At 57.0% G+C, this 13,975-nt stretch carries 13 protein-coding genes and 1 riboswitch; of the genes, 1 reads left to right on the top strand and 12 read right to left on the bottom strand.

The genetic code is table 11. From position 1 onward, the window contains the following. Positions 1–323: 323 nt before the first annotated feature. The gene (locus ACR0I1_RS07300) at positions 324–2,009 is read right to left on the bottom strand and encodes a tryptophan halogenase family protein (protein WP_170404526.1); all 1,686 of its coding nucleotides are present in this window, start codon (positions 2,007–2,009) and stop codon (positions 324–326) included. 200 nt (positions 2,010–2,209) lie between these two features. Next, positions 2,210–2,746, bottom strand: a complete 537-nt coding sequence (locus ACR0I1_RS07305) for a hypothetical protein (protein WP_170404529.1) — start codon at positions 2,744–2,746, stop codon at positions 2,210–2,212. 219 nt (positions 2,747–2,965) lie between these two features. Here ACR0I1_RS07305 and ACR0I1_RS07310 point away from each other — a divergent pair, with 219 nt between their 5' ends. Further along, complete coding sequence (locus tag ACR0I1_RS07310; RefSeq protein WP_223117646.1) at positions 2,966–3,442, top strand: YHS domain-containing (seleno)protein; 477 nt, start codon at positions 2,966–2,968, stop codon at positions 3,440–3,442. A gap of 26 nt (positions 3,443–3,468) precedes the next feature. On the opposite strand, the gene cmk is transcribed toward ACR0I1_RS07310, so the two are convergent. From cmk to miaB, 10 genes are all read right to left on the bottom strand, one after another. Beyond that, on the bottom strand, positions 3,469–4,083 hold the full coding sequence (gene cmk / locus ACR0I1_RS07315; RefSeq protein WP_480705644.1) for a (d)CMP kinase: 615 nt from the start codon (positions 4,081–4,083) through the stop codon (positions 3,469–3,471). Further along, positions 4,080–5,426 (bottom strand): 3-phosphoshikimate 1-carboxyvinyltransferase, encoded by a 1,347-nt coding sequence (aroA, locus tag ACR0I1_RS07320; protein ID WP_480705646.1) that lies wholly within the window; start codon positions 5,424–5,426, stop codon positions 4,080–4,082. Before aroA ends, cmk begins: the two co-directional genes overlap by 4 nt. 69 nt (positions 5,427–5,495) lie before the next feature. Next, positions 5,496–6,206, bottom strand: a complete 711-nt coding sequence (gene trmB / locus ACR0I1_RS07325) for a tRNA (guanosine(46)-N7)-methyltransferase TrmB (RefSeq protein WP_480705648.1) — start codon at positions 6,204–6,206, stop codon at positions 5,496–5,498. 93 nt (positions 6,207–6,299) lie between these two features. Further along, positions 6,300–7,481 carry a methionine adenosyltransferase gene (metK, locus tag ACR0I1_RS07330; RefSeq protein WP_480561127.1) on the bottom strand — a complete coding sequence of 394 codons (1,182 nt, stop codon included), beginning with the start codon at positions 7,479–7,481 and terminating at the stop codon, positions 6,300–6,302. Positions 7,482–7,486: 5 nt separating this feature from the next. Next, positions 7,487–7,535: riboswitch (SAM-SAH riboswitch) on the bottom strand. Between the two features lie 15 nt (positions 7,536–7,550). Next, positions 7,551–9,083, bottom strand: coding sequence for an apolipoprotein N-acyltransferase (gene lnt, locus ACR0I1_RS07335; RefSeq protein WP_170636459.1), 1,533 nt, complete (start codon positions 9,081–9,083; stop codon positions 7,551–7,553). Further along, positions 9,080–9,964, bottom strand: coding sequence for a hemolysin family protein (locus tag ACR0I1_RS07340; RefSeq protein WP_480705650.1), 885 nt, complete (start codon positions 9,962–9,964; stop codon positions 9,080–9,082). Before ACR0I1_RS07340 ends, lnt begins: the two co-directional genes overlap by 4 nt. A gap of 36 nt (positions 9,965–10,000) precedes the next feature. Beyond that, positions 10,001–10,495, bottom strand: coding sequence for an rRNA maturation RNase YbeY (gene ybeY / locus ACR0I1_RS07345; RefSeq protein WP_170404552.1), 495 nt, complete (start codon positions 10,493–10,495; stop codon positions 10,001–10,003). 41 nt (positions 10,496–10,536) lie between these two features. Further along, complete coding sequence (locus tag ACR0I1_RS07350; protein WP_170404555.1) at positions 10,537–11,559, bottom strand: PhoH family protein; 1,023 nt, start codon at positions 11,557–11,559, stop codon at positions 10,537–10,539. 146 nt (positions 11,560–11,705) lie between these two features. Then, positions 11,706–12,470, bottom strand: coding sequence for an outer membrane beta-barrel protein (locus ACR0I1_RS07355; protein ID WP_170397562.1), 765 nt, complete (start codon positions 12,468–12,470; stop codon positions 11,706–11,708). A gap of 165 nt (positions 12,471–12,635) precedes the next feature. Then, a complete protein-coding gene (gene miaB / locus ACR0I1_RS07360) occupies positions 12,636–13,955 on the bottom strand; it encodes a tRNA (N6-isopentenyl adenosine(37)-C2)-methylthiotransferase MiaB (protein WP_170397564.1) in 1,320 nt (439 codons plus the stop codon). Positions 13,956–13,975: the final 20 nt, after the last annotated feature.

Consider the following 13,975-nt stretch of genomic DNA (forward strand, 5'->3'; position numbering starts at 1 on the left):
CCTTTACATAACGTTTTTGCTGGCCGAGCGGTTGTCTCCGCCGGTCTTGTTTCATGATGCCTGAATGCGTGATCCAGAACGCGCCCGAGCTAACAAACACAAAGGGCCGAGGTAACCCGGCCCTGCTCAGATACGTCATCCGGACGTTAACCGCCCTTGTTCAGACAGCGCGCGTATAGGCGGATTCCGTGTCATGTGCAAGAGCAAAGCCCTTAAACACTGGCCAATCCCACAAAATCCGAACATCGGGTCCGGGCATCGAAGCAAACGCGATCCGATCCCCGGCCTTCTTTGTCAGTTCTGCCGAATGATACCATGCGGCGCTAGAACAGTTGCAGATCCTTCTTGCCGCTTTGAATCTCAGCGAGGTTTGGCATGTTCTCGATCACCACGGGTGCCGGTTTCGCGCCCGGCATTGCGACAGTCGGCTGCCCCATTGCGGCCTTGCCAAAGGCAGGCTTCTCCAACTCGCCCCGGATATCTCGCAGCAGGGTTTTGTGATCTGGCATGGTCTTGAGGATCTGCGCAAGGTCCATTTTTGCCCCCTTCCACCACTGGAACCAAATCGGTTTCTTCAGCGGTCGCAGACGATCACGGATACCTTCGCCATAGCCCGTATCATACACCTGTTTGCCCAGAAGAACCGTCTGATAGACGCGGAAATTGAACAGCGTCGCAAACTCGATATCGTGTTCCATCGGCAGACGATGCTGCCACAGCTCAAGGTTCTCGGCCAACCGATCCGGAATCTTCATCTCGGTGCGGGCGTCGATCCAATATTGATCATCGGTGCGGTTACCCAACCGGTAGTGCAGGCAGATAAAATCCAGTACCTCGTCATAAAGCTTGTTCATCTGCCGGTTATATCGGTTGCGCAGCGCGGGCTCGATATCGCGGGTCGGCAGATGCTCGGCAAACCAGCGGATCGCGTGATCGATCATGTGGATCGCGGTACTTTCAAGCGGTTCGATAAATCCACCAGACAAACCGATCGCCAAGCAGTTCTTAACCCAGGCATTGCGTACACGACCAACACGCATTGGGATCACGCGCGGTGTCAGCCCCTTGCCGCTGTCGCCCAACCACTCAAGATATTCGTCGGCCGCCTGATCATCGGTCCGATGCGCGGATGAATACACATATCCCGTACCTACACGATTGTAGAGCGGCACACGCCACGTCCAACCCGCACCAAGCGCGGTCGAGCGTGTAACGCTTTCGATCTTTTCGGGGTTAGGGTGCTCGATCTGCAAGGCCATGGCACGGTCGTTGGGCAAGTAGTCCGAGTAATCCATGAACGGCTCGCCCAACGCTTGATTGATGATCAACCCCCGGAAACCGGTGCAATCTATGACCATCTCAATGTCATGGCGTCCCTTGCGCTCTAACATCAGGTGGCTGACATTGCCCTGCTCGTCCAGTTCGACCGATTGCACCTCATCCTGAATATGCTCGACGCCGCGCTTGGCGCAGACCTTTGTCAGCATGCCCGCAAATTTCACGGCATCCAGATGATAGGCATAGCCAAACCGCTGTTCGAACTCAGGTGCACCCAACGGGCGCGCACCCTTGCACAACCGGGCCAGATCATCATGCGGTGAGATTGACTGCGTGAAATCCCGATCCCCGTTACCAAAACGCAGAAAATACTCGGCAGCCTCCAACCCCTCCAGCAATTGACCATGGGCAAACGGGTTTACGTAGTCAATCCGATTGCCCTTGGCGTCGTTGTTCCAATTGCAGAACTTAACTCCCAACTTGAACGATGCGTTGGTTTCGCGGAAGAAATCCCGCTCTGATATGCCCGCCTGACGGAGCGTGACCGGCATACGCGGCACCGTCGCTTCACCGACACCCACAGTCGAGATGTTGGGGCTTTCGATCAAGCAAATGCGTGGGCGATCCTTGGGTGCTGACGTGCGGGAGAACACCATGTCCAGGATCAGCGCAGTCATCCAACCCGCCGTACCACCACCCACGATGGTGATCTTACGCAAACGATTATTCATATTTTTTGTCCCTGTTGGCTTGGGATTTTGTAGCTGCCTCCCCTTTTTTTTGAGTGATGGGGATTTAACAGCAGCTTTCCCTTATTTAGCTGTGGGAAGACTATAACAGCTTTCAAGCATCCAGCTAGAGCCTATGACACCCATGGTCGCTGGCACATTCGTCATCAGAATTCAGGCTGTGCGCCTACTTTGGACAAGTGTCAGATTTCCTCACCCTTCTTCAGAAGTTCTTCGATCAGCTCACGCTGCAGATCATGGCTGTCGCCCCCTCCGAATTCCGCCGCACCACCGGTGTACAATGTGCCATAGGTGTTGGCGATATTCACAGTCTGGGCCAGCCCCGAGATCAACTGATCCCTTTGCAACAGCGAAAGCGGGTGAATGAACGCAGCCCATAAGGTGCCATTTGCGATCGCATAGCGCGCATCCAGCGTGCTGTCGAAATTTGCCTGCATCATCCGTTGCAAATCGGCTGGCGACAAATCCGCAGCACTGCCGATCGCGACCATCGCCCGCATGCGATCAGCATTGGTATCGGTGACAACCAGCACCGTCACATCAGATATCGTCAACTCAAACCCCGGCCCGATCGGTTGCGCCTCGGGATCTAGCGCAAAGATGATTTTTCCCAGACGCTCGTAAGTCATCGGAGGTTCGGCCTCGGGCACCGGCGTATCTGATTGCTGCGCAGCTACGCTACCTGCAAGAAAGAACAAAAACAGGGCTAGTCTGATCATGGGCCACTCCTACGGTTGTCCAGCAAGCTTAGGCGGCCATCGGACAGGTGGCCAAACAAAGCTATGTGAACAGTTTTTGCAAAACGCACTGATCTTTGGACGATCTGCAAAATCTCATGACCTATCTGCGATTACCCGTCCGAATAACCTTTTCTAACTTAGTTACATCGGCTTGGGGCGGACCCGAGCCTTGAACCAAAAAGGGAAAGGACCCCTACTATGAAATCGCTCGCACTTACTGCATTAGCCGCAACTCTGGCCCTGGCAGCTCCGGCTTTTGCCGCAGACGAAATCAACGTCTCCAAAGGCCTGTCGGCGGCTGGTGCACCCCTGGCAGCCCATGGCGTCGATCTGGTCGCGCTTGTCAACAATGGCAATCCGGTAGAAGGCTTCGCCAATCATTCGGCGACTTATGACGGCGCATCCTATTACTTCACCAGCGCGGAAAACCTTGAAGCGTTCGAGGCCAATCCGGCGGCTTACTTGCCCCAGCACGGTGGCTATTGTTCGTTCGGGGTGTCTGTTGGCAAAAAGTTCGACGGCGACCCGGATCAGTACCTGTTCGCAGACGGCAAGCTGTATCTGTTCCTGAATGCTGATACCCGCGCTGCTTTCCTGAAAGACGTCACCGGCACCGCTAAAACCGCAGATGACCAGTGGACCAACATCAAGAGCATCGCAGTTGGTGAATTGTAGTTAACGGACACCTGTCCGCATCCACTTCAGGCTGCGGGCAGGTTCTGTTCAATTGTTTCGAGCGCCCGTGCCAGCGCGGCCTCAATGCTCAGGTTTGACGTATCAAGCTGCACGGCGTCATCTGCAGGTTTCATCGGTGCGGTGCTGCGATCCGCGTCACGTGCGTCACGCTCTTTGACATCCGCGAGCACCTGTTCGCGTGACACGTCCGCACCTTTGGCCGAAAGCTCAAGATATCGCCGTTCCGCCCGCACTTCGGGGCTGGCGGTGACAAACAGTTTGACCTCAGCGTCTGGGCAAATCACGGTTCCAATATCGCGCCCGTCCAGCACGGCGCCTCCGGCGCGACGGGCAAACCCCCGTTGAAAATCAACGAGTGCACTTCGGACTTCAGGAATGACCGCAACTTTCGAGGCCGCCTGTGCGATCTCAGCCGTACGCAGATCACCCTGCTGCAATTCTTCTGCTGTCAGGGACCCTGCCGCTGCAACCGGTTCGTCACCTTGCAGCATACGACGCCCCACCGCGCGATAGAGAAGACCGGTATCCAGATGCGCAAACCCGAAATGCGCGGCAACGCCCTTGGAAATCGTCCCCTTGCCCGCCGCCGCAGGGCCGTCGATAGCTACGGTGAATCTCATGTACGCTCGACCTTGGCACCGAGCGCGGCCATCAAAGGCTCAAAAATCGGGAACGACGTTGCGATCGGTCCGCCGTCATCCACCGAAACCGCCTTTTTAGCCCCCATCCCCATGACCATGAACGACATGGCAATGCGGTGGTCCAAGAAGCTTTCGCAGGTCCCACCACCGGGCACACCGCCGATGCCGAGACCGTCGACTGACCACCATTCGTCACCCTCGTCCACGGTCACACCGTTGGCGCGCAGGCCACGGGCCATCGCGTCAATCCGATCGCTTTCCTTGACGCGCAGTTCTTTCACGCCGCCCATCATTGTTGTGCCGGTCGCATTTGCGGCCACAACAGACAGCACCGGGTATTCATCGATCATCGACGCCGCGCGTTCGGGCGGGACGTTGATCCCCTTCATGTTGGGCGAGTATTTTGCACGCAGATCGGCAACCGGTTCACCCCCCTCTTCGCGCTCGTTTTCGTAGGTCAGATCGGCACCCATTTCGCGCAGCGTGGTGAACAGGCCTGCGCGGGTCGGGTTCAGGCCGATACCGGGGACCAACACGTCCGAGCCCGGTGTGATCAGTGCGGCACAGACGGGGAAGGCCGCACTGGACGGGTCGCGCGGCACGGCGATGACTTGTGGCTTCAGCTCGGGCCGACCGGTCAGCGTAATGACGCGCCCTTCATCCGTGTCCTCGACCGTGATTTCTGCGCCGAAGCCCGCAAGCATCCGTTCGGAATGATCGCGAGTCGCTTCTTTCTCAATCACGATGGTCTTGCCGGGGGCGTTAAGCCCTGCCAGCAGGACGGCGGATTTCACCTGCGCCGACGGCACAGGCACCTCATAGCGCACCGGGGTGGGGTCCGCAGCACCGATAATGGTCATCGGCAGACGTCCACCGTCTCGGCCGGCAGATTGGGTTCCGAACAGCGCCAGCGGATCGGTGACGCGCGCCATCGGACGTTTGTTCAGGCTCGCATCTCCGGTGAAGGTCGCTGTGATCGGAGAAGTCGCCATCGCCCCCATGATCAGGCGCACGCCAGTGCCCGAATTGCCACAATCGATTATCTGATCTGGTTCGGAAAAACCACCAACGCCCACGCCATGCACCGACCATTCACCACCGCCATGATCCGTTACTTCGGCCCCAAAGGCACGCATGGCCTTAGCGGTGTCCAATACGTCCTCGCCTTCCAGCAGGCCCGATATCTTGGTTTCTCCCACAGCCATTGCCCCCAGGATCAGGGACCGGTGCGAGATCGACTTGTCCCCGGGCACCTCTGCGGTGCCTGTCAGCGGGCCGCAAGGCTGCGAAGTCATCGGGATGGGCGTGCCGTGTCCGGACATGGGGGCTCCTGTTTTCGCTATCAGTCCTCAGGCCGATTAGCGAATTGGGGCCGGTTGGTCCAGCGACAATCAGTTTTTGCGGCGGAAGGTCAGGTAATGGGGTGTACGGCCTTCGCGCAGCGCCTTCTGTTCGTAGCGCGTGGAAATCCAGTCATCCCACGGCTCCCGCCAGTCGGCGGGGCGCTCGGCCAGCCATTCGAAGCCTGCCCGCGGCACCTCTTCCAGCGTTTGGCGCACATAGTCAGGGATGTCTGTGGCAACGCGAAAGATTGAGCCTGGCTTTAACGCGCGCGCTAAAGGCTCCAGATGTTCAGGTGTGACAAACCGACGGCGGTGATGCCGTGTTTTGGGCCATGGATCGGGATAGAGCAGAAAAGCGCGCGATATGCTGGCTTCTGGCAAAACGTCGAACAAGTCTCGCGCGTCCCCGGGATGTACGGCAAGGTTTTCAACACCGGCCTGACGGATTTTACCCAACAGCATCGCAACACCATTTATATAGGGTTCGGCTCCGATGATGCCGATATCCGGGTTTTGCTGAGCCTGATGCACCAGATGCTCACCGCCGCCAAAGCCGACCTCAAGCCAAACAGGCTTGCCTCTGAATAGACCGTCGAGATCAAGCGGATCGCGTTCAGGATTACCGTCCCAATCCACCGCACCGGGGGACAAGGCAGCAAGGTCTTCCGACAGATAAGCCTTTTGACTGGGCTTCAGGGTTTTGCCCTTAAAGCGGCCATAAAAATTTCTGCGCGGGCGTTTTGGGCTCTTTGTACTCATGGCGCAGCCCATACTGCGGGGCTGAAATTGTTGCAAGTGGTCGCCCGCTTGCAAAAAACGCGCCGAAACCGGCGCGTTTTTCTAATTTTTTGATCAGACCGCCTGTTTCAGCGCGTCCACTAGATCGGTGCGCTCCCAGCTGAATCCGCCGTCCGCATCGGGTTCACGACCAAAGTGGCCATAAGCAGCGGTCCTCTGATAAATCGGCTTGTTGAGTTGCAGATGTTGGCGAATTCCGCGCGGAGTCAGGTCCATCACCTGCCCAACTGCTTTTTCGATCACTGCATCGGCAATCTGGCCAGTTCCATGCGTGTCGGCATAGATCGATAGGGGCTTTGACACCCCAATCGCATAACTCAACTGAATGGTGCAGCGCTCTGCCATCCCTGCAGCAACGACATTCTTGGCCAGATAACGCGCTGCATAAGCCGCCGAGCGGTCCACCTTGGTTGGATCTTTGCCCGAGAATGCGCCACCACCGTGAGGTGCTGCACCGCCATAAGTGTCGACGATGATCTTGCGACCGGTCAGACCCGCATCACCATCCGGACCGCCGATGACGAACTTGCCGGTGGGATTCACGTGCCATTCGGTTTCGGCGGTCAGCCAGCCGTCAGGGAGGGTTTCACGGATATAGGGCTCGACAATGGCGCGAATATCACCCGAGGTCAGCGCCTCATCCATGTGCTGCGTCGACAGCACGATTGAGCTGACACCGACTGGCGTGCCGTCGCGATAGATAACAGACAACTGTGATTTTGCATCCGGGCCAAGGGCGGGTTCACTGCCATTTTTGCGAACTTCAGCGAGACGGCGAAGGATAGCATGCGAGTATTGGATCGGTGCAGGCATAAGCGCTGGCGTCTCGGTCGTGGCATAGCCGAACATGATGCCCTGATCGCCTGCACCTTCGTCTTTGTTATCGGCAGCATCCACGCCTTGCGCGATATGAGCCGACTGCTCGTGCAACAGGTTCGTCACTTCGACGGTTTCGTGGTGAAACTTGTCCTGCTCGTAGCCGATATCTTTGATACATGCCCGCGCGATATCGTCGATATGCGCCATATAATCATGCAGCTTGTCCTGATCCGACAGACCCACTTCGCCGCCAATAACCACACGATCGGTAGTGGCAAATGTTTCACAGGCCACGCGGGCCTCGGGTTCTTCGCGCAGGAATGCGTCTAGTACTGCATCGGAAATACGATCGCAGACCTTATCCGGGTGCCCTTCGGAAACGGATTCCGAAGTAAAAATATAATTCTGTCGGGACATGAAAGTGCTCCATTAAGATTTCCCCACCACGTCAGGAAGCCGTTGTGGCAGGCGTGTGATCGAATACGCTTAGCGTTTGACAGGGTCAATCGGAAATTGGTCGTTTACGCGCCGGGCGTACCGACATAGCAGCGCAAATAGCACCAACAAAGCTAAAAATACCGGACTGTCTCCAATTCGAGAATAAACGGTAGGGGCATGAGGACGCGGCAATTCGGCGTCGATAAACCCCGCCTGCCCAAGCGCCAGCGCCTCGGTGATCCGCCCCAATGGGCCAATCATTGCCGAAACTCCGGTATTGGCCGAGCGCAACATCGGTAGGCCTTGTTCGATTGCACGCATCTGCGCCTGGGCGAGGTGCTGATACGGGCCGGAACGCGTTCCGAACCAAGCGTCGTTTGTAATCTGCAAAAGAAAATCCGCACGATCCGGCGCGGATAAAATATCCTGCGTGAATACCGCCTCGTAGCAGATCAGCGGCAGCGCCTTGCCAAGCACGCCTACATCCATCAATGCGGCACCTGGCCCCGCGCTAAAGCCATTCCCTGTGGTTGCGGCCATCCCGTAGATACCGAACCGTGCCATCACTTCACCAAATGGCACGTATTCCCCAAAGGGCACCAGGTGATGTTTATCGTATAGCCCGTCTTGCTGACCCTCCTCATTTAGATAGATCATCGAGTTATAGATCTGCTGCCCATCGGCACGCTGAATGCCCAGGACTACCGGGGCGCCCTGTGCCGCTTCGCCAATTGCTGAAAGATAGGGCTGTGCGCTGCCCAGCCATGCTGGGACCGAGGTTTCCGGCCAGACGATTAGGTCCGGGCGGGGCTCGGCCGCTGTGAATTCAAGTTGGCGTGCGAAAAACACTGACGCATAGGCAGGATCCCATTTCTGGTGCTGGGGTGCATTGGGTTGAATCAGCCGCACGATATGACCAGAGGGCATGACTGGAGGTCGGTTCGCTGCATAGAGCAAAGCCAAGGCCGCACAGCCTGCGGTCAACGCGATAGGTACAACGATGCCGCTTCGGGTACGATTGCTGAACAAGGCTGCGCCCAATGGCACTGTGGCAAGCAGTGTCAGCGCTCCCAATCCATAAGGGCCGACAAGTGACAGAGTCTGGGCAAATGGCGTATCTACCCAAATCTGCGCGATGCCTGCCCAAGGAAATCCGGTCAGAATGTAGCCACGCGCAAACTCGACCAGCGCCAGCGTTACAGACAGCAATGCCCCCTGCAAGACGGGCGCTCCACCGATGCGTTTCGAAACTCCGAAGGCCAACGCCCAGAACAAGGCCAACCCGCCCGACAAGAAGATCAGAGCAAAAGGGGCCATCCACGCATGGCGTTGGACATCAACCAGAAACGGCTCGATAATCCAGCTTAATGCGTGCGCAAAATAGCCCGTTGCGAAGACCCAACCCAGCAAAACCGCTCGACGATTTGTCTCAGTGCTCAGATACAACGGCGCTATCAGCACCAGCGACAGCAAGCTTATTGGCCAATATCCCAATGGTGCCTGACCACTGGCCGCTGCGACACCCAACAGCGCCGCCAGCACCAACCGCAGCCAAAAGGGCCACCCCTCGGCAGGGTTCATGCAACAATATCCGGCAGCATGACACGCAACCGTTTTATGCGGCGCGGGTCTGCGTCAATGACCTCGAACTCGGGCCCTTCGGGGTGGCATACAACCTCACCACGCGCCGGAACCCGCCCCGAGAGCATGAAGACCAAACCGCCCAATGTGTCGATCTCTTCTTCGTCTACATCTTCGTGGCTGGTCAGAGAGCGGCCAATCTCGGCCTCGAACTCTTCAAGTGGTACACGCGCCTGAACCACGTAGCAGCCGGGTTTCTCTTGTATCCATAGCTGATCTTCGTCGGCATCATGTTCGTCGGCGATTTCTCCGACAACCTGTTCAATCAGATCTTCGATAGTCAGCAAACCATCGACTCCACCGTATTCATCGATCACCAGAGCCATATGGCGACGTTCTGTCTGCATCTTGGTCAGCAAAACGCCAATTGGCATCGATGGTGGCACGAACAGCAATGTCCGCAGCATCGAACTCAGATCGAACTCGGAAGAGTTGCCGTTAAAGCCATGAGTCAGCGCAAAGTCCCTGAGATGCACAAACCCCAATGGCGTATCCAAAGTGCCATCGTAAACCGGAATGCGTGACAAGCCGCTGTCGCGGAAAATCTGGACAAGTTCGTCTTTCGGGGTTGTCGAGGGGACCGATACGATTTCGGCTGTTGGGATCGCAACATCTTCGACCCGCATTCTGCGCAGGTTGATCATGCCCCTTGGCTGAGCGCTGACGACCTCTGCCCCGTTTAGCTGGCTGGTCTCTTCGCCCTGAGAAGAAAATACGTCGATGAGTCGAGAAAAAAGCCCGCCTCTTTCGTCGCTGTCATTGCTGCTGTTCTGAGAATGCGCGCCATGCGCCGCCCTAGAACTGCCGTCTGTTTCGCCCATTATCCTGTTCCAAATGATCGGGCAAAGGTGCCCATGTCATACATTATATGGGTCATCTATACCCAGTTTGCCAAGTATCTCGACCTCGACCCTTTCCATCAAAGTGGCGTCGAGGTCACGAATGTGATCATACCCCAGCAAATGTAGTGTACCGTGAACGATCAGATGCGTCACGTGATCGTCGGTGCTTTTGCCGGCTTCAGCTGCTTCGCGCGCGCAGGTGTCATAAGAGATCGCAATGTCGCCCAGCACGATTTCGCCAGTAAAGTCAGGTTGCGGAGCCGGCGGAGTGTCTCCCGCCCGATCCGGGGCCAGTTCTTCGGCAGGCCAGCTGAGGACGTTGGTCGGCGTGGATTTTTCACGAAATTCAGCATTCAATTCAGCGATCCGTGCATCATCGCAGCCCAGCAAGCTGATTTCGCATTGATCCGCCTCAAGATCGCAATACTCCAGAACAGCAGCAATTGCGCGCGTGGCCAAAGGCTCCAGCCCGCGCCAGCGATCATCCTCAAGCGTGATTTCCAGATTCATACCTTTGGCTCCGAGCCCAGCTTCAATCGGCGCCTTGAAAGTTATCCGGTTTCGCGCCCCGCATCGGCCTCATACGCCTCGATAATGGCGGCGACAAGCGGATGGCGGACGACATCTTTCGAGGTGAAATAGTTGAAGCTGATATTCGGGATCGTTTTCAGCAACCGTTCGGCATCCTTGAGACCCGATTGCACACCGCGCGGCAGGTCAACCTGAGACCGGTCGCCGGTGATAACCATCCGACTACCTTCACCAAGCCGGGTCAGGAACATCTTCATCTGCATCGTTGTGGCATTCTGCGCCTCGTCCAGCACCACAAATGCATTTGCCAGCGTACGACCGCGCATGAAGGCAAGCGGAGCAATCTCGATCCGCTTTTCTTCGATCAGCTTGGCAAGTTGTTTTCCGGGCAGGAAATCATTCAGCGCGTCATAAAGCGGCTGCATGTAGGGATCGACCTTATCCTTCATGTCACCGGGCAGGTAACCGAGCTTTTCACCGGCCTCGACCGCCGGACGGCTGAGAATGATGCGGTCAACGTGCCCGCCAATGAACATGGACACCCCGACCGCAACGGCCAGATAGGTTTTGCCGGTGCCCGCGGGTCCAATGCCAAAGGCCAGTTCGTTGTTGAACAGCGACTGCACATAGGCCTTCTGGGCGTCGGTGCGCGGCTCGACCAGTTTTTTGCGTGTCTTGATCTCGACCGTGCCACCCTTGAACATCTCAAGCTGGTCACCATCGCGCGTGCCAGTTCCGACCTCGGAATTGCCCATGCGCAACTCGCGGTCGACATCTGCGGCTTCCACATCACGCCCACCTTCGAGCCGTGTATAGAGGGCCTGTAGAACCTCAATCGCCTGCTTTTGCGAATCCTCGTCGCCCAGCACGACAAGCTGATTGCCGCGTCGCACAATCTGCACCGAGAGCTTCTGTTCGATATCGGTCAAGTTGCGGTCATACTCTCCGCACAAATCGATCAATAATCTGTTGTCTGGAAATTCAACAAGCGCCTCACGCTGGGGCATGTCATCTTGCGGTGGGGTCAGGGCACCGATGGCCAATCCGTTCTCCTGTCTTGGCGGTTCACCTTGAGCGTAGACAAACTGAAGAGGTAGACGCAAGCGGCAGTTTCAAAATTTGCACACCTCATGACAAATGCGCCGATGAACGCTGAAACAGCCATCTATGAACGCCAATCGCACGGGTATCAGAATGTATAGTTCAACCCGATCCGCAGTCCGCGATAGCTTGGCGTCGATTTGGTCGAGAATGACGGACCCAGTTCGACCGTTTTTGATTCGAACTGCAGATACTCGATCTCGCCGGTGATCGACCAATTTTCGTTCAGTTTGTGTTCAGCGCCCAAGCTGGCCGAGAAACCTTGTCGGCGGTCCTCGCTCTCAAATCGGCTTGTCCCGCTTGCATCAGTTAGTGAACCTGACGTGGTGATATCGCCGCGGACATAACCCACAGTCACGAAATAGAGGACACTGCCGCTGCGGTTCGTCAGCCCGTTCCGCAAGCGGATGGACAAAACATCCGATATCGCGGATCTGCCGCTGACCTCTGCCCCGCCGGATCGGGACGAGGTGATGTCATCGAGCGTGCCAAAGTCATAGCCGACTTCCAGCCCATACACATAGTCGCGCCCACCTCTGGCTGGCAGAATACCGCGCCAGCCACCGCGAAAACCTGCGAAATTTCCGCTTGGCTTAAGGTCGCCCGCAGCAAACGTGTCTCCGTCGTTCACGCGCAGGCCAAACTCGTCCGAACCGCCCGAGGCATGTCCGGCGCTGACCCCCAGATAGAACGCATTGACGTCGCGCGCGAAACGCTGAGACGAGATTACGTCGGGCTCAGTGACTTCCCCGACGACATCGCCGGCCAAAGTCGGGGCAGCGCAAGATAGCAACACGACAGTCGCCGACAAAACACGGGAAAGGTTTACACTCGGAAAACGTATCCAGCTCACTACTCGTACCCTCCGCAAAGGCGGGCCTTCAGGCGGGGTCGATGAGTTTGTCGACACCCAAAATTCGGCCCAGAAAAATCTAGCCTTCCTCGGAACATAGTTCCAAGCCATAAATCAAGGGTTAAATTTCAAGGCGAAAACCCTTTGCGGGCCAGCCACAAGGGATCAGACCAACTCACCACCCAGCGAGTTCGCGCCAGACGATTTTATCCTTACCTTACGTAAGTCGCCGCTCGCGATATCAGCGTCCGCGACGTGAACCGCATGCAGATACTCGGATTTTCCAACCATCTGGCCCGGTTGCCGCCCAGGCTTTTCAAACAGGACATTAACAGTCCTTTCGACCATCGAGTCCTGAATCTTGCGCTGGTGGCGCGTGATCAACCCTTGCAAGCGCTGCAGGCGTTCATCCGCCACTTCGGCCTCGACCTGTGGCCGTTCTGCTGCAGGTGTGCCGGGTCGCGTCGAGTATTTGAAGGAATAGGCGTAGCCGTATTTGACCTCTTCGACCAAATCCAGAGTAGCCTGAAAATCCTCTTCCGTTTCTTCCGGGAAGCCCACGATGAAATCGCCGGACATCAGAATATCGGGGCGCGCTTCTCGGATACGCTCGATCAATCGCAGATAGCTTTCAGCCGTATGGCTGCGGTTCATCCGCTTCAGAATTTTGTCCGACCCCGACTGCACCGGCAAATGCAGATATGGCATCAACTTCTCACAGGTGCCATGCGCTTCGATCAGCGCATCATCCATGTCGTTCGGGTGCGAGGTGGTAAAGCGTATGCGCTCTAGCCCGTCGACCTTGTTCAATTCCCAGATCAGACCGGCAAGGGTCATGTCTCCGTCCGGTCCAGCCCCGTGATAGGCATTTACGTTCTGCCCCAGCAGCGTGATCTCACGCACACCGCGTTCAACCAGATCGCGGGCCTCACGCAGGATGCGATCTGCCGGGCGGCTGACCTCGGCCCCGCGTGTATAGGGCACAACGCAGAAGGCACAGAACTTGTCACACCCCTCCTGCACGGTCAGGAATGCCGTCGGTCCGCGCTTGGCCTTGGGGCGGTTCTCGAGCTTTTCGAATTTGTCTTCTTCGGGGAACTCGGTATCCAGCGCCTTTTCACCCGCGCGCGTCTTCGCCTCCATCTCGGGCAGGCGATGATAGCTTTGCGGCCCCACCACCAGATCGACAAGCGGCTGGCGGCGGATGATTTCCTCGCCTTCGGCCTGAGCGACGCAACCTGCGACACCGATTTTAAGTTCCGGCTTTTCCGCCTTGAGGCCCTTGAAACGGCCCAGTTCGGAATAGACTTTCTCAGCTGCCTTTTCTCGTATGTGGCAGGTATTGAGCAGGATCATATCCGCATCATCGGGCGATTTGGTCTCGACATAGCCCTGTCCGCCCAGCGCTTCGGCCATGCGTTCGCTGTCATAGACGTTCATCTGACAGCCATAGGTCTTGATAAACAGCTTTTTCGGTTCAGACATGGGTTGGCCTTTGCAGTCGC

It is taken from the genome of Ruegeria sp. B11, assembly GCF_056539785.1.